The following is a 22744-nucleotide window of genomic DNA, read 5'->3' as shown; positions in this document are numbered from 1 at the left end:
ATGGACGCGCCGAGTCCCGGTCGGTGTCGTCGAAGCCGACGAGCTCGCGGACGACGACGGTGGTCAGCGGGTGGGCGAACTCGGCCGGCAGGTCCGCCTCGTCCTTGTGCGCGAGAGCGGACAGCAGGTCCTCGGCCGCCCGTTCCACGAACGGGCGCGCCGCGATCGCGCGTGCTCCTCGCCGTCGAGCAGGGCCGGATGTCCGGAGACGTACGTGGCGCAGTCGGCGGGGAAGCCCGCGAAGGCCCGCTCCAGCAGTTCCGCCTGTGGGTCCGCGCCCCCGGTCACGCGGGGAACCCTGGAGCGGTCCCGGATCGGCCGGGGCTCGGTCGGTGCGGCCTCGGCGTCGGCATGGCGCGTGACGAGCCGGACCGGGGTCCGCAGACCCGGGAGCATCACCTGCGGGAGGCGTTCCCGGGCGCGGATGCGCGCGTAGGCGCCCACTGGGTCCTCGACGAGCTCGGGGGTCAGATGGACCGGGCAGGTTCCGGCGGCCGGGGTGGTGGTGTGGTGCGAAGTGGTGCGACGCCACGCCGGACGGCGTGCCGGTAGCCGCCTTCAGCCCGGTTTCACCGTGGTTTCACGGACGGTGGTCGCACGGCGCGTCACATATCCGATCGCGGAGGCGACGGCGGCCAGCACCGCGACGCTGGTGAGCGCTGCGGGCAGGGAGTACCAGTCGGCCATGAATCCGATCGCGGGTGGGCCGAGGAGCATGCCGCCGTAGCCGAGCGTCGAGGCCACCGCGACCCCGGTCGGGCCCGCGAGCCTGCCGGCGCGCTCGACGGCGACCGGGAAGAGGTTGGCGAGGCCGAGGCCCGTCACCGCGAAGCCGAGGAGCGTCGCCCACACGGAAGGGGCGAGTGAGCCGAGCAGCATGCCCGCGGTGGCGGTGGCGCCGCCTGCGACCACGGTGCGGACCGGGCCGAGCCGTTCCAGCAGCGATGTGCCGCCGAGCCGGCCGACGGTCATGGCGAGGGCGAAGGACGAATAGCCGGCCGCGGCCACACCCGGGTGCGCATGGAGGTCCTGCTCCAGATGCAGGGCGCCCCAGTCCGCGAGCGCGCCCTCGCCGTACGCGGTGCACAGGGCGATCAGGCCGAAGACCGTCACCAGGCCACGGGTCCTGGTGTCGAGACGGCGTGCCGGGTGTTCCGCGCTCCGCACGCGGTCCGGCGGCACCAAGGGCTCGTGACGCAGGAGGGTGGGCCCGGCGGCCGCGGTCACGAGCAGGCCGATCACGGTGAGCCCCAGGAGGTGCCGGGTGGGGGACAGGGATCCCGCGACCAGTCCGCCGAGACCGGCGCCCACCATGCCGCCCAGACTGAACGCCGCGTGGAAGCTCGGCATGACCGGCCGCCGGAGCGCGGCGACCAGGTCGACGGCGGCGCTGTTGAACGCGACGTTGATCGCCCCGTACGCCGCCCCGAAGACCAGCAGTACCAGCCCCAGGGCGAGCGCCGAGTGCGTGAGCGGGGGCAGCGCCACGCTCAGCGACAGCAGCACCGCGCAGACCACGGTCACCGGGTGGCTGCCGTAGCGTCGGCAGAGCCGCCCGATGAGCGTCATCGTCACGACCGCGCCGGCGGAGACCCCGAGCAGGGCGAGACCGAGTGTGCCGGCCGAGGCGCCCGTCTGCTGCTTGATGGCGGGGATGCGGACCACCCAGCCGGCGAAGATGAAGCCGTCCAGGGCGAAGAAGACGGTGACGGCGATCCGGAGCCGGGTCAGGTCGTTGCCCGGCACGACACTGTGCGGGCGGGTTTTGTTTATTAGCGGCACAAAATCAGCCTAGAGGGGTCCACCGGGTGGGGGCAAGAGAGCCGCCGGGGGCGCACGGCCGGTCAGCCGAGCGCCCGGTCGAGGTTGAACGCCGCGCTGATCAGCGCGAAGTGGGTGAACGCCTGCGGGAAGTTGCCCTCCTGCTCACCGGTGTGACTGATCTCCTCGGCATACAGCCCCAGGTGGTTCGCGTAGGTGAGCATCTTCTCGAAGGCGAGCCGCGCCTCGTCCAGGCGGCCGGCCCGGACCAGGGCCTCCACGTACCAGAACGAGCAGATGGAGAACGTACCCTCGTCGCCCCGCAGACCGTCCGGGCTCGCCTGCGGGTCGTAGCGGTAGACCAGGGAGTCGGACACCAGGTCCTGGGTGAGGGCGTCGAGGGTGGACAGCCACTTGGGGTCGGTGGGCGCGATGAACTTGGCCAGCGGCATCATCAGCACCGCGGCGTCGAGCACGTCGCCGTCCTCGTGCTGGACGAAGGCCTGCCGCCGCTCGGACCAGCCCCGTTGCATGATCCGCCGGTAGATGGTGTCCCGGCACTGGCGCCAGCGGGGCAGGTCGGCGGGCAGCCCCCGGCGGTTGGCGAGCCGGATGGCACGTTCGATCGCCACCCAGCACATCAGCCGGGAGTAGAGGAAGTTCTTGCGGCCGCCCCGGGTCTCCCAGACACCTTCGTCGGGCTGGTCCCAGTGCTTGCAGACCCAGTCCACCAGCTCGCAGACGTTGTCCCACTGGTCGCTGGAGATGGGCTGTGCCCACTTGTCGTAGAGATAGATCGAGTCGATGAGGGCGCCGTAGATGTCGAGCTGGAGCTGGTCGGCGGCGGCGTTGCCGATCCGCACCGGCGCGGAACCCTGGTGGCCCTCCAGATGGTCGAGTTCGTACTCGGGCAGGTCGGTGCGCCCGTCGATGCCGTACATGATCTGCAGGGGGCCCGACGGCCCGCCGTCGCCGGGGATGATGTGCCGGGTCACGAACCGCATGAACGCCTCGGCCTCGCCGGTGAAACCCAGGCGCAGCAGGGCGTAGACGCAGAAGGCCGCGTCGCGCACCCAGACGTACCGGTAGTCCCAGTTGCGCTCGCCGCCGAGCTGCTCGGGCAGGCTCGTCGTGGGCGCGGCCACGATCGCGCCGGTCGGGGCGTAGGTGAGCAGCTTCAGCGTGAGGGCGGAGCGGTGCACCATCTCCCGCCAGCGGCCGCGGTAGCGCGACGCGGCCAGCCAGTGCCGCCAGTACGCCACCGTGGTGGCGAACTGCCGCTCCGCCTCCGCGCGTGCGCACATGCGCGGCGGGAGGGATTCGTCGACCTGGTCCAGGGAGAACACCGCCGACTCGCCCTCGCTGAGTTTGAAGTCGGTCCAGACGTCGGAGTCGTCGCCTTCGAGCGGCATGGTGGCGGTCAGGGCCAGGGACAGGTCGGCGGACTCGAAGACGGCCACGTCACCGAGGAGGCGGAGGGTGTGCGGCTGAGCGCCGTAGCCGAACCGCGGGGCGATCCGCGCCCGGAACGGGAGGGAGCCGCGCACGCACAGCACCCGCCGGATCAGCCGGTGGCGTTCGGCCTCGACGCACCCCGTGCCGACCGGCATGAAGTCCTGCACCTCGCCGACGCCGTCCTCGGTGAAGAACCTGGTGATGAGGACGTTGGTGTCGGGGAAGTAGAACTGCTTGGTCCGGGCCGGCACGGTGGCCGTCAGCTCGAAGGAGCCGCCCCGCTCCGCGTCCAGGATCGACGCGAAGACGCTCGGGCGGTCGAAGGCCGGGCAGCAGTACCAGTCGATGGTGCCATTGGTCCCCACCAGAGCGACCGTACGCAGATCGCCGATGAGGCCATGGTCGGCGATCGGCAGATACCGCGAGTCTCCGGGTGCGAACCGGTCGCACGGCGTCTCGGCCATCGAAGCCTCCCTGAGCACCAGGAACCGCCCCACCGCAGGTAACAGCTTAGGCGCCACGGTCGGCGCGGGCGCGGGGAGCGCAGGCGCGGGGGCTCACCGGCGCGGCGGGCCGGTTCGCCCACCGGCGGGCGGGTGGCCGCGCCTCAGGCCGTGATCACCCGTACGCCCGTCTCCTCGAACGGCCGTACCGCATCGGCCCCCGCCACGGCGTCCGTGACCAGCGTGTCCACCGACTCCACCGCGCAGATGCGGGCGAACGCGCGCTGCCCCGGTTTGCCGGAGTCCGCCGCCACGACGACGCGCTCGGCGCGCTCGCACAGCGGCCGGTTGATCGCCGCCTCCGCCTCGTCGTTCGCCGCCGCGCCGTGGACGGCATCGAAGGCCGCCACGCCCAGCACGGCGACATCCCCCGTACGACCGGGTCGTCGCCCTCACCCGGTCCGGCACCACCACCGAGGTACTCGACCTCCTCGACCGGCTCCGCGGACGGGCCCGGACGACCGCGATCACGGCCGACCCGCGCACACCGGTGACGGACATCGCCGACGACGTGATCGTCCTCGACCACGCCGACGAGCGCTCCGTCGTCCGGACCCGGTTCGCCAGCACCGCCCTGGCCCGCCTCGTCACCGTCCTCCTGGGTGGCGGGCCCGGGGCGGCTCCCCTGTAGACCCTGCGGTGGGGCCTGCCGCTGCGGCTACTTCCGGACGGCCTTCAGGACGACGAACTTGGCGTTGCTCGCGACCAGTTCGCTGTTGCCGAAGATGCGGCGCAGCGTCACGTGGTAGCCCAGGTGGCGGTTGCCGACCACCCACAGCTCGCCGCCGGGCCGCAGCGCACGCCGCGCGCCGGAGAACATACGCCGGGCGACGGCGTCCGTCGTGGCCTGGTGGGAGTGGAACGGCGGGTTGCTGAGCACGAGGTCGACGCTTGCGTCCGGCAGCCCGGACATGCCGTCACCCACCCGGAACTCCGCCTTCCCCCCGGCGTTGTCACGGTAGGTCGCCTCCGCCGAGGCCACCGCCTGATAGGACTCGTCGACGAACACCACCTCCGCCTCGGGGTCGGCCAGGGCGGTGGCCAGCCCGACCACGCCGTTGCCGCAGCCCAGGTCGACGATCCGGCGGGCACCCCCGCCCCGCGGCAGATGACCGAGGAAGAACCGGGTGCCGATGTCGAGGTGGTCGGCGCAGAAGACGCCGGCGTGGTTGGTGACGGTCCGGCCGGACAACACACCGATACCGTCGGGGAGTTCGTAGCGGTAGGGCCAGGGGTCGGCGCCCCGCACGCGTGCCGGGTCGGGGGTGCAGAGGACGAGCCGGGCCTTCTGCTCGGCCAGCGAAGTGCGGGTCGGGCCGAGAATGCGCTCGAACAGCTTCAGCGTCGAGGTGTGGATCTCCTTCACCATCCCCGTGCCGACGACGACCGTCCCCTCGTGCACGGCCGGTGCCAGCCGGTGCAACTGGTCCTCCAGCAGGGCAAGGCTCTTCGGCACCCGTACGAGGAGCACGTCGATGCGGTCCGGCGGAACGTCCCGGGTGGTCAGGAGACTTACCGTGTCCGCCTCGACGCCGTTGCGCGCGAGATTCGCCCGGGTCGCCTCGCGGGCCAGGAAGGAGTCGGTGATCAGCGTCGGCCGGTGCGCCGCGAGGGCCGTGGTGAGTGCGCCCCATCGGTCGCCGACGACCACGACCGCGCCGGCCGGCGGGGTGCCGTCCGCCGCGAGGTGCCGCAGCAGGTACGCGTCGGACGCGTCCCAGGCGCGCAGCCGGTCACGGGGATCCTCGGGGAAGCGGGCCAGCGTGTACGTGCCCCAGGGCGTGGTCATACGGTCGTTCATCGTGCGTCCAGGCTAGCCGAGCCGCAGGTCGGGCCCCGTTCCCGGCAGTGGCACGCGGTCCCGTGGGCCGCCCGCGCTGCGTGATGATGAGTCCATGGACGCCGAGCTCTTCCCGCGCAGCCGCATCGAGGTCGTCCCCGGCGCGGTCCAGGTGCCGGACTGGCTGGACCAGGGCCGTCAGGTGCGGCTTCTTCAGGCCTGCCGCGAGTGGGCCCGGCCGCCGGCCGGACTGCGGACCGTGCACACCCCCGGGGGCGGCACCATGACCGCACGGCAGGTCTGCCTCGGCCTGCACTGGTATCCCTACGGATACGCCCGCACAGTCGTCGACGGCGACGGCGCCCCCGTGAAACCGCTGCCCGACTGGTTGGCCGCGCTCGGCCGCGAGGCGGTCGAGACGGCCCTCGGTGCGGCCGCCGCACCCCGCGAGCCGTTCGACATCGCGCTGATCAACTTCTACGACGCGGACGCCCGTATGGGCATGCACCGCGACAGCGACGAGAAGTCCGGTGCCCCCGTCGTGTCACTGAGCCTCGGTGACTCCTGCGTCTTCCGCTTCGGCAACACGCAGACGCGCGCACGCCCCTACACGGACGTGGAGCTGCGCAGCGGGGACCTGTTCGTCTTCGGCGGCCCGGCGCGGTTCGCCTACCACGGGGTGCCGCTGGTGCGTCCGGGGACCGCGCCGTCCGGACTGGGACTGACGGGGCGGCTCAACATCACCCTGCGGGTCAGCGGGCTCCGGACGGATCCGGAGCGGATCATGGGAGACTCGCCCTCATGACTGGCAAGGCGGCCCCCCGGACGACAGGGGAAGGCAACACCCGGACGCGACTCGACCGGGGGCGCGGGGCGCTCGGTCCCGCGCTGGAGCTGGTGCACACCGGGCGTGCGCCGACCCGTGCCGTGCTCACCGCCGAACTCGGCGTCACCCGGGCGACCGCGGGAGCGGTGGCCGCCGAGCTGGAGGCGCTCGGCCTGATCCGGGTCGACGCGCATCCGGGCGCCGCGGCCGGCGCGCAGGGCCGTCCCTCGCACCGGCTGGAGGTCGCCGAGGACGGACCCGTCGCACTCGCCGCCCAGGTGCACGCGGACGGCTTCCGGGCCGCGCTGGTCGGGCTCGGCGGCCGTATCGTCGCGACAGCGCCCGGCTGCGAGACCGTCGACGCCGACCCGGCGAAGGTGCTCCGTTCGGTGGTGGAGGCGGGCAACGAGCTGCTGCGCCGGACCGGGCGGCGCTGCGTGGGCGCGGGCCTCGCCGTGCCGTCCGCGGTCGCCGAACCGGAGGGCCTCGCCCTCAACCCGCTCCACCTCGCGTGGCCCCCGGGCGCCCCCGTGCGGGAGATCTTCGCCGAGTGCGTGCGCGCCGCGGGTCTCGCCGGGCCCGCCTTCGCCGCCAACGACGTCAACCTCGCCGCGCTCGCCGAGCACCGGCACGGTGCCGGTCGCGGTTCCCGTGACCTGTTGTGCGTGGCCACGGGGCACCGGGGCGTGGGTGGTGCGCTGGTGCTCGACGGGCGGCTGCACACCGGCAGTTCGGGTCTCGCGCTCGAGGTGGGACATCTGACCGTCAACCCCGAGGGACGCCCCTGCCACTGCGGCAGCCGCGGCTGCCTCGACGTGGAGGCGGACCCGCTGGCCTTCCTCGAGGAGGCGGGCCACGACGCCGGGCCCGAGGTCTCGCAGCTGGAGCAGGCCAACGAGCTCATCCGCACCCGGTACCCGGCCGACCCGGCCGTCCGGACCGCCGTGGAGGCGCTGATCGACCGGCTGGGCCTCGGCCTGTCCGGACTGGTCAACATCCTCAATCCGGACCGCATCATCCTCGGCGGACTGCACCGCACCCTGGTGGACGCCGACCCCGAGCGGCTGCGGGCCGTCGTCGCCGACCGCAGTCTGTGGGGCCGCAGCGGGGGAGTCCCCATCCTCCCCTGCACGCTGGACCACAACAGCCTGGTGGGCGCGGCGGAACTGGCCTGGCAGCCGGTGCTCGACGATCCGCTGGCGGCGCTCGCCTGATCGGGGGCGGCGGCAGCGATGCGTCCCACGGTCGGCCGCGGTCGGTTCAGACCCACTCCACGGCGAAGGCCCGAGCGGGATTGTCGATGAGGATCCGCACGACCAGGTCGCCGCCCAGGGCGGCCTCCAGCCTCGGCCGTACACGGCGCAGCAGATACGGCAGTCCGGGCCCGCCGTTCACGGACCGCGCCGCGGACGTCGTCGTGTCGCCACCCAGCAGCAACTGTCCGCCGTGTCCTGCCTCGGCGAGCGCGAGCAGCGCCTCCGGCATGCGCCAGTCCGTGGCGTGGTGGGCGCGTGAAGGGCCGTCGAAGGCGAGGAACGCGCCTGTGTCCGCGGCCTCTCGGTGTACGACGGAATCCGGGTGGCGGTTGAGATGCCCGAGGACGACCCGGTGCGGCGGCACGTCCAACTCACCGCAGAGCAGGTCGAGTACGTCGAGCGCGGCCGTGCCCAGCTCGAGGTGGACCGCGATCGGCGCACCCGTGGCGTGATGAGCCTCCGCGGCCGCCGTCATCGTCCAGCGGGCGTGTGCGTCCACGGCGTGGAAGACGCCGGCGACCTTGATCAGCCCGGCCCGCACGCCGGACGTGCCGATGCCGTCGAGGAGTTCCGAGACGAGGACGTCCGCGAGCCGGCCGCGCAGGCCGGCGAGGGTGCCGTCGTCGTAGTGGCCGGACTGGTGCAGGCCGGTCGCGGCCACCACATGCACTCCCGTGGCGCGGGAGAGCGCCGGCAGGTCCGCGGCGCGCCGGCCGAGGCCGTACGGCGTCCACTGCACGACGGCGGAGCCGCCCTGTTCGCGGAACGCGGTCAGTTCGGCACGCGCCGCGGACGCGCTGCGCAGTTCCTGACCCGGTAGCAGGGGGCTGCCGAAGAAGAGGTGGTCGTGGGCGTCGCACACGCCCAACTCCCGGGAGAGCACGTCACCGAGGACGGTGCGGACAGTACTCACCACTGCCGGCCCCGCGGCAGCGCGTGGCGTCCCGGCGCGGACAGGTGCAGCACCTGGAAGACGTCACCCGGCTCCTTGGGCGCGTCATGGTCCCAGAGCGAGAAGTGGACCACCTCCCAGCGGTGCGTGTCGACGGCTGCCGCCGCGAGCACCACCCCGTCCTGTGCCGCCAGCCGCCCGCTCTCGCGCGCCGCCTCCTGCAGGAGTCCGGACAACTGCGCCCCCGCCGTGACCTGTTCACCGCGTCGTACCGCGGTGACGGCGGGGGAGCCGGCCGCGGCGCCCTCCTCGAAGGCCACCCCGGTCCACTGCCGGACCTCCGGCCGTCCGAAGTCGTCGACCAGCCCCTGGAAGGCTCCGCCGAACAGGAAGGAGTTCATGCCCTCGACCGTGTTCCACAGGTAGAACGGGGCGTACTGATTGACCGGCGAGCCGTGCACGCCTCGCTCCCGCATCAGATAGGCCTTGGAGCCGAGGCCCGCCCAGTCGTCGAGCAGATGACCGATACGGGCGACGCGGGCGCGGATGACGTCCATGTCGTAATCGGCGGGCAGGGTCAGCTCGTACTGCATGGCGTGCATCGATCGGCTCCTCAGCAGGGGGTGTCGGTACGGAGCAGGGACAGCAGGCCCCGTACGCCCGCGTCGAAGGCCGTGGGCGAACCCGACGCACGGGCCAGCACATAGCCGCCCTGGACCGTCGCGAGGATCGTCGCCGCGATCTCCGCCGCGTCCAGGGACAGTGCGAACTCACCCTGCGCCTTGCCTTCTTCGACGATCTCGGCGAGCCGCTCGCGCAGCCGGTCCAGGGTCTCGTCGACGGGTGCGCGCAGTGCGTCACTGGCGATCACGTCCGGGTCCATCGTCAGCCGACCGACAGGGCAGCCGCGCAGTACGTCGCGCTCGCGGCGCAGATACGCCTCGATCCGCTCGTACGGCGTGCCGGGTCCGTCCAGCAGGCTCCGAGCGGTGGCCCACATCTCCTCGGCGGTACGGCGGATCGCGGCCAGCGCCAGATCCGGCTTGCCCCGGAAATGGTGGTACATACTGCCCTGGCCCGTGCCCGCGCGCTCCAGGATCGCCCTGGGACTCGTGCCCACATAGCCGCGCTCCCACAGCAGTTCGCGGGTGGACTCGATCAGTCGCTCCGGGGTGTTCATGCGAGCACTGTACATACCAGTAGGTACAGAAATCGAGCTCTCCTGGTAGCAGCGGCCACCCGCACACGTACTCCCGCGGGGGTACGCACACTGCCGCTGGCCGTACGACGACCCGGACCCCCCTCCGGCGCCAGTCTCGAGGCATCCCGCAGCAACGCACCGAGGAGATGACCCGAGATGCAGACCCTGGCTCACTGGGACGGCGGCCCCGGCCCCTGGATCCTGTTCTTCCCGCTGATCTGGGCGGCCGTCGTGATCGGCGTCGTGACCGTCCTGCGCCGCACCGCCTGGCGGGGGCGCGGCGCGCCCTGGCGCGCCGTGGACGGCCGTCCGGCGGGCGACTCGCCGATCGCCGTGCTCGGCCGGCGCTTCGCCTCCGGAGAGATCGACGAGGACGAGTACTGGCGCCGCCTCTCCGTCCTCGACGACCAGTTCGGCCGCACCGGCAAGGGCGGTGCCGCATGAGTTCCGGCCCGTCGTCCACCACTGTCCCGAACGAGGTCCCCGCGGAGCGCAGCGCCTCACCGGGACCGCATCGGACCGCTCCCGCGGCCACCGCCGCACGGACGGCGGCGCGGGTCGTCGACGCCGTCAAGGTGTACGGGAGCGGCGACACCGCGGTACGGGCCCTGGACGGGGTGAGCGTCGCCTTCCCGGCGGGCCGCTTCACCGCCGTCATGGGGCCCTCGGGGTCCGGCAAGTCGACGCTGATGCACTGCGCCGCCGGACTCGACACCCTCACCTCCGGCTCCGCCCTCATCGGTGACACCGATCTGAGCAGCCTGGACGACCGCCGGCTGACCCTCCTGCGCCGTGACCGGATCGGTTTCGTCTTCCAGGCCTTCAACCTGGTGCCGACACTCACCGTGGCGGAGAACATCACACTCCCCCTCGACCTGGCAGGCGGCCGGGGCGACCCGGAGTGGATCGACGCCCTCGTCGATGTCGTCGGACTGCGTGACCGGTTGCACCACCGTCCGGCCGAACTCTCCGGCGGCCAGCAGCAACGCGTCGCCGTGGCACGGGCGTTCGCCGGGCGGCCCGACGTGGTCTTTGCCGACGAACCCACCGGCAACCTCGACTCCCGCTCCGGCGATGAGGTGCTCGGACTGCTCGGCCGCGCCGTGCGCGACACCGAGTGCACGGTCGTCATGGTCACCCACGATCCCGTCGCCGCCGCCCACGCCGACGAGGTCGTCTTCCTCGCCGACGGACGCCTCGTGGACCGTATGGAAGCGCCGACACCCGACAAGGTCCTCGACCGCATGAAGGCCTTCGAGGTGAGGTCGTGAACGCCTCCCTGCGCCTGAGCGTGTCCTCGCTGCGCGCCCACAAGAGGCGCTTCGCCGGTACCTTCCTCGCGGTGTTCCTCGGCGTGGCCTTCCTGGCGGGCACGCTCGTCATGGGCGACACGCTGCGCGCAAGCTTCAGCAGCATGTTCGGCGACGCGACCGCCGGCACCGACGCCGTCGTGCGCAGCGCCGACACCATCACCACGCCCGGCGAGAGCCAGGGCGTGCGGCAGCCCGTCGACACCTCGCTCGTCCGCACGATCGAGAAGGTCCCCGGCGTCGCCGCCGCGGCGCCCCAGATCCAGGGCCGGGGCCAGCTGGTGGGCACCGACGGCAAGCCCGTCGGCGGCCAGGGCCCGCCCACCCTCGCGGGCAACTGGATCACCGACTCCCGCCTCAACCCGTACCGGATCGCGGAGGGCAGGGCCCCGGCGAGGAGCGGTGAGGTCGTCGTCAACCGGGGCGCCGCCGACAAGGGCGGTCTGCGGATCGGGGACACGACGACCCTGCGCACACCCGATCCCGTCGAGGTGACCGTCGTCGGGCTCGCGACCTTCGGCGGCCAGGACGGCATGGCGCAGGTGACCTTCACCGGCATGACCCGTGCCGATGCCGAGAAGTACCTCACCGCCCGGCCCGGTCAGGCGGCGAGCATCCAGGTGCGGGCCGGTCCCGGGGTGAGCCAGGCGCGGCTCGTCTCCGAGCTGACCTCCGTGCTGCCCGACGGGGTCGAGGCCATCACCGGCCAGGAGTCGGCGCGGGAGAACACGGACATGATCTCCAGCCAGTTCCTCACCCTGTTCACCACCTTCCTCCTGGTGTTCTCCGGGGTCGCGCTGCTCGTGGCGACCTTCTCCATCCACAACACGTTCGCGATCGTCGTCGCCCAGCGCACGCGGGACAACGCCCTGTTGCGCGCGCTCGGCGCCTCGCGCCGGCAGGTGGCCGGCGCGACGCTCGTCGAGGCCGGTGCCGTCGCCGTCGTGGCGTCGGCCGCCGGGCTGGTGGGCGGCCTCGGTATCGCGGCCGGGCTCCAGGCCCTCTTCCCGGCCATCGGATTCCCCTTCCCCGAGGGCGGTCTGGTGATCGGGACCCTGTCCCTGCTGCTGCCGCTCGCGGTCGGCATCCTGGTCTGCCTCGGCTCCGCCCTGCTGCCCGCCGTACGGGCCGGACGCACCGCACCGCTGGCCGCGCTGCGGGAGAGCGCCGTCGACCGGTCCGCGGGCAGCCGCACGCGCACGGTCGTGGGCGGCGCATGCGCGGCGGCGGCCCTCGCGAGCACCCTCGTCGGAGTACTGGTGAGCCCCTCCCTGTGGTCGGCGGGTCTCGGCGGCGTCCTCGCCCTCGTCGCGTTCGTGGTGCTCGGCCCGGCCGCGTCGCGGTTCGCGGTGCGGGCGCTCGGTGCCCCGGTCGACCGGCTGCGCGGGGTCACCGGTGGCCTCGCCCGCCGCAACGCCCTGCGCAGTCCCAAGCGGACCGCGGCGACCGCGAGCGCCCTGATGATCGGTGTCGCCGTGGTGTCGCTGTTCACCGTGTTCGGCGCGTCCCTGAAGGCGACGATGGACCGGACCGTGTCGCGCTCGTTCGCCGGCGACGTCGCCGTCAGCAATCCCTCGTTCGGCGCGGGCGGCAGCGGGCTCAGCCCGAAACTGGCCCCCGCGATCGCACGGCAGCCCGCGGTCGCGGAGGCCGTCGGCCTCGGTCGCGGGGTGGCGAAGGTGGACGGCAGCGGCCGGGCCCTGACCGTGACCGACCCCGCCGCACTGGGACGGGTCTTCGACCTCGGCACCGTACGCGGCTCCCTGGACCACCTCGGCACCCAGGGCATCGCGATCACCGAGGAGGAGGCGGGCCGGCAGCATCTGACCGTCGGCGGCACGGCTCGGCTCACCTTCACCGACGGAACCACGCGGCCGTTCACGGTCCGTGCGGTCTACGGCCGGTCGGAACTCGCGGGTGACTACGTCATCACCCGTGCCGCCTGGGCCCCGCACCGCACCCAGGACTCCGACACGCTCGTCGCCGTCGCCTTCAGGCCCGGTGTGGACCCGGCCGAGGGGAAGGCGGCGGTGCAGCAGGTGGCGGAGCGGTACGGCAACCCGTCGGTGCAGACCCGGGACGAGTACGCGCAGTCGTCGGCGGGCGGTATCGACATGATGCTCAGTCTCGTCTACGCGCTCCTGGCCCTGGCGGTGTTCATCGCCCTGCTCGGCATCGCCAACACCCTCACGCTGGCGATCCACGAGCGTACCCGCGAGCTCGGGCTGCTCAGGGCCGTGGGGCAGACACGGTCCCAACTGCGGGCGATGGTCCGCTGGGAGTCGGTCCTCGTGGCCGCCTTCGGTACGACCGGCGGACTGGTCCTCGGTGCCTTCCTCGGCTGGGTCCTGGTGGAGGCCTCCGGCGGCGCGTCCGACACCGCGTTCGCCTTCGCGCTGCCTCCCGTGCGGCTCGCGGTGGTGGCGCTGGTGGGCCTCGCGGCCGGTGCGCTCGCGGGCCTCCGCCCGGCCCGGCGAGCCGCCCGTCTGGACGTCCTGCGCGCCATCGCCGCGGAGTGATCCGCGCGAGCCCGCTCCGGGGACGCACCCGGAGGCGGGCTCACCGCCCGGTCAGCCGGCAACGGCGGACCGGGCGGGAGAAACGTGTTCCGTCCTGCGCTCGTCGACCGCGAGCGAGCGCGCCGAGGTCTCGAGCGCGGCCTCGTACGGCGTGAGGGTGCGCACCGGACGGGACGGTGTCGAGGACGGGGCGGGCAGCGTGAACCAGACGACTTTGCCCGAGTCGCCGTCCGGGCGCGCACCCCAGCTGTCGGCCACCGCCGCGACCATCGCGAGTCCGCGCCCGCTGGTGGCGGAGACGTCCGCGTGGCACACCTGCGGCAGTCGCGGATCGTGGTCGTGCACCGAGACGGTGAGCCGGTCGAGCAGCAGTTCCATCTCCACGGTGCAGGTCTTGTCGGGCCGGGCGTGCAGGTGGACGTTGGTCAACAGCTCCGTCACACCGAGCGCCGCCCGGTCTATCAAGGGATCGAGATGCCAGTAGCGCAACTGCGCCGATACGATTCTGCGGACTTGTCCGATCCGCGACGGCAGGGCTTGGAGCTCCACCGTGCAGTGCCTGCTTGGCTGGCTGATCACGGCTGCGACTCCCCGAATTGAGGTCCGGAAGAAGACGGAGATCGGATCCAGCAGGAGGGCTGGGCGTACCCGCCGCCTGCTGTGCGGCTGAGTACTCCGGCCGCTTGGTGCGAACGGCTTCGTACGGGGGCCGCCCGCTGACGTGACCGGCGGGCTGGTTCTTCAGCGTTATCGCCGGTAAACCCAGAGTGAGGTGAGACCAGCGTGACGCAAGGGGTGGCGTCCTGCAACTCGCGCCGCGCTCAGCCGCCGCCGGCCCTGCGGACAGCCTCGATGAACCGGCGCGCGGACGGCGGCCCCGGCCGGCCCGGAGAGGGGTCCTGCTCGCCGAGGATCAGTGAGTAGCGGGTGCCGTTGACATCCGCCGACGCCCGGTCCTCCGGCGCGAACCAGGGCTTCGACGCGCGTACCGCCTGCACCGGTGCGCTGTCGATCTCACTGCCGTAGCTGGTCAGCAGCCGCAGCCTGCCGTCGCTGATCCGGACCTCTCCGGCCCGCGTGAGCGAGCGCAGTCCCCTTCCGATCTGCACACCTGTGGCCGTGAAGTCCGGTTCCGCCATGCTGCCCTGCCCCCTTGTGCGCTCGGCTGCGTCCGGTCCGGATCGCCCACGGGCCGCGATCCGGGGTGGTCCTGTCGAGTCCGCTCGTGGTCCCGCGTGCTGTCCGTACGGGCGCGGCGCGCACGGTCCGGCCGCACCGGTCGGCCTCCCACGCCGTGCAGTCTGCCCGCACCCGGCGCCTTCCACCAGTGTGCACGGCAGGGCCGCACGGGGTATCCGGCGCACTCGCGCGGATGCGCCCCCACCGTTTTCCGCCGTCTGCCCCAGCCGTGCCTTTGAGCAGCTCAAAGGGACGTTTATGCAGGTGGGAAGCGCTGTCAAAGGTGTCTATGATCGAGGCGTCCGACCGTGTGAACCCGGCGTCGGAACACCCCGGTAAGGAGTCCTGTGGTGAGCACCCCGCAGATCACCCGCCCCGGCGGGACGTACGACGTCGACCGCAGCGACGCGGAGTACCGCTCCTGGCTCAAAGAGGCCGTCCGCAAGGTCCAGGCGGATGCCAACCGCTCGGCCGACACGCATCTGCTGCGCTTCCCGCTGCCGGAGCAGTGGGGCATCGACCTCTATCTGAAGGACGAGTCGACCCACCCCACCGGCAGCCTCAAGCACCGCCTCGCCCGGTCCCTGTTCCTGTACGGGCTGTGCAACGGCTGGATCAGGCCCGGCCGCCCGGTGATCGAGGCGTCCAGCGGTTCGACCGCGGTCTCCGAGGCGTACTTCGCCAAGCTCGTCGGTGTGCCCTTCATCGCGGTGATGCCGCGCACAACGAGCCCCGAGAAGTGCCGTCTCATCGAATTCCACGGCGGGCGCTGCCACTTCGTGGACGACTCGCGCAAGATGTACGAGGCATCGGCCGCCCTGGCGGCGGAGACCGGCGGCCACTACATGGACCAGTTCACCTACGCGGAACGGGCGACGGACTGGCGGGGCAACAACAACATCGCCGAATCCATCTTCCGGCAGCTGGAGTTGGAGCGGTTCCCGGAGCCCGCGTGGATCGTCGCCACGGCCGGTACCGGAGGCACCTCGGCGACCCTCGCCCGGTATGTGCACTACATGCAGTACGACACCCGCATCTGTGTGGCCGACCCGGAGAACTCCTGCTTCTTCGACGGGTGGACGACGGGAGACCCGGACGTCACCTGTGACCGGGGCTCGCGGATCGAGGGCATCGGCCGGCCGCGGATGGAGCCCAGTTTTGTACCCGGCGCCATCGACCGGATGATGAAGGTCCCGGATGCGGCGACGGTCGCAGCCGTACGGGCCCTGGAGGCGGCCATCGGCCGCAGGGCGGGCGGCTCCACCGGCACCGGCCTGTGGAGCGCGCTGAAGATCGTCGCGGAGATGGTGGCCGAGGGACGCACGGGCAGCGTGGTGACCTTGCTGTGCGACCCGGGAGACCGCTATCTGGACAAGTACTACTCGGACGCGTGGCTCGAGGAGCAGGGGCTCGACATCGCCCCCTGCACCGCGGCGATCGAGTCACTCCTGGAGACCGGGGTGTGGCCGGACTGACTCCGGCCCGGCGCCGTGTGCCGCCAGCCTGCGGTCCAGCGCCCGCACCGCGCCGCGGAAGGCGTGTCCCAGGCCCCCGCGCCCACACTTCAGAGCGAGGCGGAAGACTGTCGACCCGTCAGCCGCGAAGGTCCACTGCACCCGGGTGCCCGTACCGGCAGGGGTGAGCCGCCACTCCTCCAGGAGGGCACGCATTCCGGGCACACCCGTCTCGTCGACGCGGTACGCGTAGACCTCGTTCGGCTCGGCCGCCACCACGGACTCCCGGTAGCGGGTGCCGCCCGCCAGATGCACCTCGCGACGAGTGCCGTCGTCGAGGGGGCGGGCGTAGGTCACGCCGGGGAACCACTCGCTCCAGCCCGGGACATCGTGGGCCAGAGCCTGGAAGACCGCGGCCGGGGAGGCCGTGATCTCCCGGGCGAAGACCAGCCGCACGGGTGCGGTTTTCGTGAAGTCGAGTCCCACCGGGCGCAACAGGCGTGCCATGGACGGAACCTCCTCGCGGGAACACCGGCGTTCCCGAACGGAAGCGGTGGTGCGGGTCGGCGCCACCATAACTGGCGGTCCGTCAGATGTCAGTATCCTCTTCGGTCTTCCCTGCCACCACGAGCCGCCTGAGGTGCTCCGAGATCTCCTCCCTCGCCTCGGCGGGCAGTCCCGCGTCCGTGACGAGGGTGTCGACCTGCTCCAGCGCGGCGAACGAACTCAGGCCCACCGTGCCCCACTTGGTGTGGTCGGCGACCACCACGACACGTCGCGCGGACTGCACGAGCCGCCGGTTGGTCTCCGCCTCCGCCAGATTCGGCGTCGACAGTCCCGCCTCCACCGATATTCCGTGCACGCCGAGGAACAGCACATCGAAGTGGAGGGACGCGATGGCCTGGTCGGCGACGGGGCCCACGAGCGAGTCGGACGGGGTCCGCACCCCGCCGGTCAGCACGACCGTGGCGCCGCCCTGGCGCTGGCCGGAGGTGCGCTGTGCGGAGTGGAAGACGTCCGCCACCCGCACCGAGTTGGTGACGACGGTCAACTCCGGTACATCGAGCAGGTGGTGGGCGAGCGCGTAGGTCGTCGTCCCGCCGGACAGTGCGATCGCGGTACCCGGCGCGACCAGTTCGGCGGCGGCCCGGGCGATGTCCTCCTTGGCCGTCAGCTCCAGGCCGGACTTGGCCTCGAACCCCGGCTCGTGGGTGCTCGCCTCCACCACCGGGACCGCGCCGCCGTGGACCTTCTCCAGCACGCCCAGGCGGGCGAGCGCGTCGAGGTCGCGGCGGACCGTCATGTCGGAGACGCCCAGCTTCCGGGTGAGCTCGTTCACCCGGACACCGCCGCGCCGTCGTACCTCGTCGACGATCAGGGCGCGGCGCTGCTCCGCGAGGAGGTTCTGATTCTCGCTCACGTCCGCTTTGCTCCCTTTCGCCTGATCCATCACGGCATGGCATCCATACCGGCTCCGACAAGGCCATTCTCGCGTGCCGTCAAAGCCGAGGCCGCCCCATCCTCGCACGGCTTGCCGTGGATGGAGCCACCCCCCGTGCCCCGTGAATCACCTTCCGCAGTTCATCACGTCACCCGTATCGGGGAGATTCCGTGAGAACGGGTGTGCACACCTGGGGCACCGGAGATCATCTGCCTGCGCATGGCACACGGTACGCAACTCGGGGGAGGTGCTGAGCAGTGGAGCGTGCACGGGAACACGACGGCGAACACGACGACGCCGGGCAGCGGCCGCCGGGAAGCGGGCCGGACCTGGAACTTCTGGTCCACGGTGTCGGTGGCACCACACCCGAGGAGATGCTGGGCGATCCGCGCACGGTGCGTGTCTCCGGTGACGAGACGGCCGCCGTCCACCGCCGCGAGGCCGACGCGGACGCCGACGCGGAGCGGCCCCCGGGGGACCGCAGAAGAGGCCCGGTGCCCGAGGCGTACGTCTGGTGCAACCTCACCTCCGGGAACGCCGCCCGTGCCCTGTGGCTGTTGCTGCTGCCCTTCATGGTGGTCAATCTCGCGCACTGGATGCGCCCCACGGCGACCGGGCGGCCGCGGACCGTCCGCCTGTACGGGCTGATCGTCCGTCTCGTCGGGCTCACCCTGACCGTGCTGCTGGTCGCCGCCGCCTGCGAGGTCGCCCTCGACCTGGGTGCCTGGCAGTGCGCGGGTACACGCGCGTGCGCCGAGCGCCACTCCTGGCTCGGCTTCCTCTCGCCCGAGGCCTCCGACCGGGGCTGGTGGAGCGAGCCGGGACGGCGTCTGGCCCTGGCGTCGCTGGTGCCCACGGCGCTGACCGGGCTGCTCTGGTACCTGTCGCACCGCACCTGGAGCGCGTACGAGTCCCAGCAGCCGATCTCCCGCCCGGACGAACCCGACGGGGAGCCGCACCGCACCGCACTCGGCAGCCCCGGGTTCTGGTACGGACGGCGCCTGGTGGCCCGGTTGCGTGCCGCCCACACCGCCGCGGGCCTTCTGACGGTCGCCGCGGCGCTGGCCACCGCCGCCGCCCGGTACGACAGCCGGCACGGCTCCGTCGAACTCGAAGTCCTGGGCCGGCTCCTGTGCGCGACTCTCCTCGCCGGCGGGCTCGTTGTGGTCGGGGTGGTGTGCCGACGGGGCCGCACCGAGAACCGGCTGGACAGGACGCTCGACCGGGCACTGGTGCGCCGACTTCCCGCGGGTGCGCTGACGCTGCTCGCCGTGAGCGCGGTGTACGCCGGCTGGTCGCGCCCGGGTTGGCGGTCCGCGGACCGGTTGCCGGGTGACACCACGTTCGGCGCGCTCGCCCTGGCACAGGGGGTGCTCGTCATCGTGCTGGGCGTCGTCGCCCATGTCCTCCACCGCACCCACCCCGACACGCGCACCGCGATGTGCGGACTGGCCGGACCCGCGGTCGCGATGCTGGCCTGCGCGCTCGGCGGGGTGATGTCCGGCGGGGTGGCCCAGCGGGTCGCCGACTGGCTGGACGGGACCCGCCACATCATGGCCGGTCCGCCCGTCCTGCTCACCTGGCAGGCGTCCACGATCCCGCCGCTGCTGCTCGTTCTGCTCGTCGTCGTGGGCCGGCTGGCCCGGCGCACCGCGGTGCTGCGCCGCGCCGGGACCGCCGCGGTGGAACTCGCCCATCAAGGCGAGCCCGAGGACGAGGCCCGTACCCGCCGTATCGCGGGCACCCGTGCCATGGCCGCCCTCACCGACCGGGCGCCGTTCGTCGTCGCCGTCATGTCCGCCGCCACTCTGCTCCTGGGCGCGCTGGCACTGGTGGGAGCCTTCGCCGGCCATGACACCCCGGAAGGGGCCGCCCGGGGCAGTCACGCCTTCGTACGCGGAGCCGCCGAGACCGCTCAGGCGCTCGGCTCCTGGCTGATCGGCATCGGCTTCCTCCTCTTCGTGACCTGGGGACGCCGTGCCTACAAAGACGCCTCGGCACGGCGCACCATCGGCATCCTGTGGGACGTCGGCACCTTCTGGCCGCGTGCCGCGCATCCCTTCGCCCCACCCTGCTACGCCGAGCGTGCCGTGCCCGACCTCTCCTGGCGCATGGCCACCTGGACCGAGGCCACCGGCGGACGGCTCGTGCTCTCCGGTCACTCCCAGGGCAGTGTGCTCGCCGCGGCCGCGGCCTGGCAGCTCGAACCCTCGGTGCGCCGCAAGGTGGCCCTCCTGACCTACGGCTCGCCACTCGAGCGGCTCTACGGACGCTGGTTCCCGGCCTGTTTCGGGCCCGCCGCCCTCAGTTCCCTGCACCGCGAGGTCGCCTGCTGGCGCAATCTCTACCGCCTCACGGACCCGATCGGCGGACCGATCCGGCTGCCCGGCGACTGCGGCCCGCAGGTGGACCGCGCCCCTCTCGGGGATCCGCTCGCCTACGGCCGCACCGCTGAGCACCCGCTGCCCGCGCCGATCCTCGGGCACGGCGACTACCAGGCGGACCCGGCGTTCGCCGAGGAGCGCGAGCGATTGCTGAACCGGCTGCGGCCGGGGCTGCCGGCACCCCGTCCCGCGGGGCCGGGCACGGAGACGGGGAGCACCGGTCAGGGGAGCTCCGGCAAGTCCTCCGGGTAGAGCAGGGTCAGTTCGTCCGTGCTCGGCTCGGCCAACTGGGCGACCCGGCCCGCGTGCCGTTCCACCATCGCCTCGAAGGTCTGGCGTGCGGTGCGCCCGTTGCCGAACGCCGGTCCCTTCGGAATCGCCGTGAAGTACTTCAGGAGCGCTTCGCCCGTACCGGGGCCGAGCCGGTACTCGTGCTCCTCGGCCTGCTGCTCCACGATCCGCAACAGCTCGTCGGGGCCGTAGTCGCCGAACCTGATGGTCCGTGAGAAGCGCGACGCCACACCGGGATTGACCGAAAGGAAGCGCTCCATCTCGGCTGTGTAGCCCGCGACGATGACCACGACCGCGTCACGGTGGTCCTCCATCAGCTTCACGAGCGTGTCGATGGCCTCACGGCCGAAGTCGCGCCCGGAGTCCTCCGGGGACAGGGCGTACGCCTCGTCGATGAACAGCACCCCGCCGCGTGCCCGTTCGAAGGCCTCCTGGGTGCGGATGGCGGTGGAGCCGATGTGCTCGCCGACCAGGTCGACCCGGGACACCTCCACGAGGTGGCCCTTCTCCAGGACGCCGAGCGAGGCCAGGATCTCGCCGTACAGCCGGGCGACCGTCGTCTTGCCGGTGCCGGGGGAGCCCGTGAACACCAAGTGCCGCCGCACGGAGGCCGCCTTGAGGCCCGCCTGCTGCCTGCGGCGTCCGACCTCGATCATGTCGGTCAGGGCCCGCACCTCGCGCTTGACGCTCTCCAGACCGACCAGCGTGTCGAGTTCGCCGAGCACGGCCGTCGAGGTGCGGGCGGGCTTCCCGGGATCGGGGACCGCCGTGACGAGATGGTCCTGCTCGGTGGTGCGCTGGCCGGGGATGGCGCCCAGCAGCCCGGAGGACATGGCCGTCGTCTGTACGGCGGTCTCCTGGGGCGGGTCGGGCAGCCGGAGCCCGGCACTCTCGTCGCTGGTGCAGTCCTCCACCACCGGACCGTCGCCGGAGGTGCCCGGGCCGCCGTCAGCGAACTCGTAGCCCCCGCGCGCGCACCGCTCGGTCCGGCACTTCCTCAAGGTCGCCCGGCAGCCGTCTATCACATGGAAGCCGTAGCCACCGCTGCCCGTGACCCGGCAGTTCAGGAAGCTGCCCCGGCCGTCCGCCGAGACGTAGAAGCCGGCCTCCGCCGGTGAGGTCACCGTGCACCGGTCGATGGTGGGATCGGCGCCCTTGGTGACGATCACGCCGGTCTGGGTGCCGTCGACGGTGCAGCCGGACAGTGTGCCGCCGCTGCCGTGGTCCCGGAACCAGGCGCCCGTCGCGGCGTCCCGGATCCGGCAGTCGTCGAGTTGCGCGGTGGCGCCGTCGCTCACCGACACGGCCGTGTTGCGCACCTGCGTCAGATCGCTGTCCACGACGTCCGCGCGCGAGCCGCGGTCGAGGACGAAAAGGGCGTCCGGTACGTCGTGCACCCGGCAGGACTCGAGGACCACGGTGGCGCCGTCGCTGACCCACACCGCGGGATAGTCGCCCGTGCTGTCGAAGATCTCGCACTGGTTGGCGTCCACCCGGGTGCCCGGATCCCACACCGAGAGGCCGTTGCGGCCGAACTGGCGCACCGACGTGCGGGTCAGTGTGAGCACCGAACGGGAGCGCAGGTCGACCGCGTTCTCGGGGATGTCGTGGATGCGGCAGTCGGCCAGCGTGAGCACGGCGTCGGTGTCGAGCGTGACGCCGTCGGCGGTCGTGCGGTGCACATCGCAGTCCGTCAGATGCGCCGCGGCGCGGGCGGTCACCTGCACCCCGGAGCCCCGGATCTCGTACACCTCGCAACCGACCGCCTCCAGCGAGGAGTTCTCACCCGTCACCGACAGACCGGCGCCCGAGGCGTGGTGCACGCGGCAGTGTTCGAGACGCGGGCGGCCACCGCCGCGGACCGCGACACCGGACTGGGCCGCGGCCACCACCTCGCACTCCTCGAACACGCCGCCGCCACCGTCCACGACGGCGATGCCGACGCCCGCCGGATTGTCGACGGTGCACCGCCGGACGGTGGGGCGGGCGCCGCCGCGGACCTCGATGCCGGCCGCCGAGCGCGTGGTGATCCGTACGTCCACCAGCTCCGGGGCGCCCTCCTCGACGAGCAGTGCGGGCGCGGCCGCGTCCTGCCCTTCGATGTGGAGGTCCTGCACCACGGCGGAGGCCCGCACGGTGAGCGGCACCCCGTCCACCGGGGCGATGCGCACGGAACCGGGTGAGCCCTCGGGCCCGCGCAGCGTCACCGCCCGCTGCAGGACGAGGTTCTCCCGATAGGTGCCGGGTGCGACGGTGAGCACGTCTCCGTCGCCCGCGGCCTCCAGGGCGGCGGCGAGCGACGCGTACTCACCTGTGCGGCGCCGCCACCGCGATGTGCCGGTGTGCGTCACCTGGACCGTGCCCTGTGCCATGGCGCTGCTGTGCCCCCACCTCGTACTCACGCGGGTTCTCGCGAAGATGCCGGACAGCGGACCAGCCGACCGGTCCACCGTAGCGTGCGCGGACGTGCCCGGTTGACCGGAGGCCGAAGG

Annotated in this window: 19 protein-coding genes and 2 pseudogenes; 8 read left to right on the top strand and 13 right to left on the bottom strand. The window is 72.5% G+C overall.

Translation table 11 applies throughout. The annotated features are described in order from the left end of the window. Nucleotides 1-63: 63 nt before the first annotated feature. The 4 genes and pseudogenes from ACSHXN_RS06660 to ACSHXN_RS06645 form a co-directional block, all read right to left on the bottom strand. On the bottom strand, nt 64-444 hold the full coding sequence (locus tag ACSHXN_RS06660) for a hypothetical protein (RefSeq protein WP_438302792.1): 381 nt from the start codon (nt 442-444) through the stop codon (nt 64-66). Nucleotides 445-558: 114 nt separating this feature from the next. Further along, nucleotides 559-1746 carry an MFS transporter gene (locus ACSHXN_RS06655; protein ID WP_355130144.1) on the bottom strand — a complete coding sequence of 396 codons (1188 nt, stop codon included), beginning with the start codon at nt 1744-1746 and terminating at the stop codon, nt 559-561. Nucleotides 1747-1844: 98 nt separating this feature from the next. After that, complete coding sequence (locus ACSHXN_RS06650; RefSeq protein ID WP_355129772.1) at nt 1845-3680, bottom strand: glycoside hydrolase family 15 protein; 1836 nt, start codon at nt 3678-3680, stop codon at nt 1845-1847. 143 nt (nt 3681-3823) lie between these two features. After that, nucleotides 3824-4093, bottom strand: a pseudogene (locus ACSHXN_RS06645) (alkaline phosphatase); the annotation flags it as partial. On the opposite strand from ACSHXN_RS06645, the pseudogene ACSHXN_RS06640 reads away from it, so the two are divergent. Continuing rightward, nucleotides 4093-4305 (top strand): annotated as a pseudogene (locus ACSHXN_RS06640) (sugar isomerase); the annotation flags it as partial. The pseudogenes ACSHXN_RS06645 and ACSHXN_RS06640 sit on opposite strands and share 1 nt — an antisense overlap. A 72-nt stretch (nt 4306-4377) precedes the next feature. Here the strand turns inward: ACSHXN_RS06640 and ACSHXN_RS06635 are convergent. Beyond that, on the bottom strand, nt 4378-5520 hold the full coding sequence (locus ACSHXN_RS06635) for a methyltransferase (protein ID WP_355129774.1): 1143 nt from the start codon (nt 5518-5520) through the stop codon (nt 4378-4380). 94 nt (nt 5521-5614) lie between these two features. Here ACSHXN_RS06635 and ACSHXN_RS06630 point away from each other — a divergent pair, with 94 nt between their 5' ends. After that, nucleotides 5615-6304 (top strand): alpha-ketoglutarate-dependent dioxygenase AlkB family protein, encoded by a 690-nt coding sequence (locus tag ACSHXN_RS06630; protein WP_355129776.1) that lies wholly within the window; start codon nt 5615-5617, stop codon nt 6302-6304. Then, entirely contained in the window at nt 6301-7539 is a 1239-nt protein-coding gene (locus ACSHXN_RS06625) for an ROK family protein (protein WP_355129778.1), read from the top strand. The genes ACSHXN_RS06630 and ACSHXN_RS06625 overlap by 4 nt, the downstream gene beginning before the upstream one ends. A 46-nt stretch (nt 7540-7585) precedes the next feature. On the opposite strand, the gene ACSHXN_RS06620 is transcribed toward ACSHXN_RS06625, so the two are convergent. From ACSHXN_RS06620 to ACSHXN_RS06610, 3 genes are read right to left on the bottom strand one after another with little or no spacing between them, the layout of a single operon-like run. After that, nucleotides 7586-8494, bottom strand: coding sequence for a phosphotriesterase family protein (locus tag ACSHXN_RS06620; protein ID WP_355129780.1), 909 nt, complete (start codon nt 8492-8494; stop codon nt 7586-7588). Next, complete coding sequence (locus ACSHXN_RS06615) at nt 8491-9075, bottom strand: DUF4865 family protein (protein WP_355129782.1); 585 nt, start codon at nt 9073-9075, stop codon at nt 8491-8493. The genes ACSHXN_RS06620 and ACSHXN_RS06615 overlap by 4 nt, the downstream gene beginning before the upstream one ends. A gap of 11 nt (nt 9076-9086) precedes the next feature. Then, nucleotides 9087-9668 carry a TetR/AcrR family transcriptional regulator gene (locus ACSHXN_RS06610; RefSeq protein ID WP_355129784.1) on the bottom strand — a complete coding sequence of 194 codons (582 nt, stop codon included), beginning with the start codon at nt 9666-9668 and terminating at the stop codon, nt 9087-9089. A 162-nt stretch (nt 9669-9830) separates the two neighbouring features. Here ACSHXN_RS06610 and ACSHXN_RS06605 point away from each other — a divergent pair, with 162 nt between their 5' ends. Genes ACSHXN_RS06605 through ACSHXN_RS06595 form a run of 3 tightly spaced genes read left to right on the top strand, consistent with a single transcriptional unit; the run spans nt 9831 to nt 13503 of the window. After that, nucleotides 9831-10118 carry an SHOCT domain-containing protein gene (locus tag ACSHXN_RS06605; RefSeq protein WP_059127462.1) on the top strand — a complete coding sequence of 96 codons (288 nt, stop codon included), beginning with the start codon at nt 9831-9833 and terminating at the stop codon, nt 10116-10118. Beyond that, a complete protein-coding gene (locus ACSHXN_RS06600; RefSeq protein WP_356114110.1) occupies nt 10115-10945 on the top strand; it encodes an ABC transporter ATP-binding protein in 831 nt (276 codons plus the stop codon). The genes ACSHXN_RS06605 and ACSHXN_RS06600 overlap by 4 nt, the downstream gene beginning before the upstream one ends. Further along, the gene (locus ACSHXN_RS06595; protein ID WP_438302791.1) at nt 10942-13503 is read left to right on the top strand and encodes an ABC transporter permease; all 2562 of its coding nucleotides are present in this window, start codon (nt 10942-10944) and stop codon (nt 13501-13503) included. The genes ACSHXN_RS06600 and ACSHXN_RS06595 overlap by 4 nt, the downstream gene beginning before the upstream one ends. A 51-nt stretch (nt 13504-13554) precedes the next feature. On the opposite strand, the gene ACSHXN_RS06590 is transcribed toward ACSHXN_RS06595, so the two are convergent. Continuing rightward, on the bottom strand, nt 13555-14082 hold the full coding sequence (locus ACSHXN_RS06590; protein WP_355129790.1) for an ATP-binding protein: 528 nt from the start codon (nt 14080-14082) through the stop codon (nt 13555-13557). A gap of 242 nt (nt 14083-14324) precedes the next feature. Further along, complete coding sequence (locus ACSHXN_RS06585; protein WP_438302790.1) at nt 14325-14642, bottom strand: hypothetical protein; 318 nt, start codon at nt 14640-14642, stop codon at nt 14325-14327. A 390-nt stretch (nt 14643-15032) separates the two neighbouring features. Between ACSHXN_RS06585 and ACSHXN_RS06580 the strand changes: the two genes are divergently transcribed. Next, complete coding sequence (locus tag ACSHXN_RS06580; RefSeq protein WP_356114105.1) at nt 15033-16157, top strand: PLP-dependent cysteine synthase family protein; 1125 nt, start codon at nt 15033-15035, stop codon at nt 16155-16157. On the opposite strand, the gene ACSHXN_RS06575 is transcribed toward ACSHXN_RS06580, so the two are convergent. Together ACSHXN_RS06575 and ACSHXN_RS06570 are read right to left on the bottom strand one after the other, a co-directional pair. After that, nucleotides 16125-16643 carry an SRPBCC family protein gene (locus ACSHXN_RS06575; RefSeq protein WP_355129796.1) on the bottom strand — a complete coding sequence of 173 codons (519 nt, stop codon included), beginning with the start codon at nt 16641-16643 and terminating at the stop codon, nt 16125-16127. The genes ACSHXN_RS06580 and ACSHXN_RS06575 overlap by 33 nt on opposite strands. Before the next feature lie 82 nt (nt 16644-16725). Then, nucleotides 16726-17556, bottom strand: coding sequence for a DeoR/GlpR family DNA-binding transcription regulator (locus ACSHXN_RS06570; RefSeq protein ID WP_355129798.1), 831 nt, complete (start codon nt 17554-17556; stop codon nt 16726-16728). Nucleotides 17557-17834: 278 nt separating this feature from the next. On the opposite strand from ACSHXN_RS06570, the gene ACSHXN_RS06565 reads away from it, so the two are divergent. After that, nucleotides 17835-20213, top strand: a complete 2379-nt coding sequence (locus tag ACSHXN_RS06565) for a hypothetical protein (protein WP_438302789.1) — start codon at nt 17835-17837, stop codon at nt 20211-20213. On the opposite strand, the gene ACSHXN_RS06560 is transcribed toward ACSHXN_RS06565, so the two are convergent. After that, a complete protein-coding gene (locus ACSHXN_RS06560; protein WP_355129800.1) occupies nt 20183-22624 on the bottom strand; it encodes a right-handed parallel beta-helix repeat-containing protein in 2442 nt (813 codons plus the stop codon). The two genes, ACSHXN_RS06565 and ACSHXN_RS06560, sit on opposite strands and share 31 nt — an antisense overlap. Nucleotides 22625-22744: the final 120 nt, after the last annotated feature.

The organism is Streptomyces sp. HUAS TT11, assembly GCF_051553595.1.
Classification (GTDB): Bacteria; Actinomycetota; Actinomycetes; order Streptomycetales; family Streptomycetaceae; genus Streptomyces.
This window is presented reverse-complemented; position numbering and strand designations above follow the sequence as displayed.

Coding starts and splice junctions, on each gene's coding strand:
- ACSHXN_RS06600 (WP_356114110.1), top strand. CDS start 10,115: ATGAGTTCCGGCCCGTCGTCCACCACTGTCCCGAACGAGGTCCCCGCG.
- ACSHXN_RS06575 (WP_355129796.1), bottom strand. CDS start 16,643: ATGGCACGCCTGTTGCGCCCGGTGGGACTCGACTTCACGAAAACCGCA.
- ACSHXN_RS06610 (WP_355129784.1), bottom strand. CDS start 9,668: ATGTACAGTGCTCGCATGAACACCCCGGAGCGACTGATCGAGTCCACC.
- ACSHXN_RS06585 (WP_438302790.1), bottom strand. CDS start 14,642: ATGGCGGAACCGGACTTCACGGCCACAGGTGTGCAGATCGGAAGGGGA.
- ACSHXN_RS06635 (WP_355129774.1), bottom strand. CDS start 5,520: ATGAACGACCGTATGACCACGCCCTGGGGCACGTACACGCTGGCCCGC.
- ACSHXN_RS06605 (WP_059127462.1), top strand. CDS start 9,831: ATGCAGACCCTGGCTCACTGGGACGGCGGCCCCGGCCCCTGGATCCTG.
- ACSHXN_RS06560 (WP_355129800.1), bottom strand. CDS start 22,624: ATGGCACAGGGCACGGTCCAGGTGACGCACACCGGCACATCGCGGTGG.
- ACSHXN_RS06625 (WP_355129778.1), top strand. CDS start 6,301: ATGACTGGCAAGGCGGCCCCCCGGACGACAGGGGAAGGCAACACCCGG.
- ACSHXN_RS06650 (WP_355129772.1), bottom strand. CDS start 3,680: ATGGCCGAGACGCCGTGCGACCGGTTCGCACCCGGAGACTCGCGGTAT.
- ACSHXN_RS06615 (WP_355129782.1), bottom strand. CDS start 9,075: ATGCACGCCATGCAGTACGAGCTGACCCTGCCCGCCGATTACGACATG.
- ACSHXN_RS06630 (WP_355129776.1), top strand. CDS start 5,615: ATGGACGCCGAGCTCTTCCCGCGCAGCCGCATCGAGGTCGTCCCCGGC.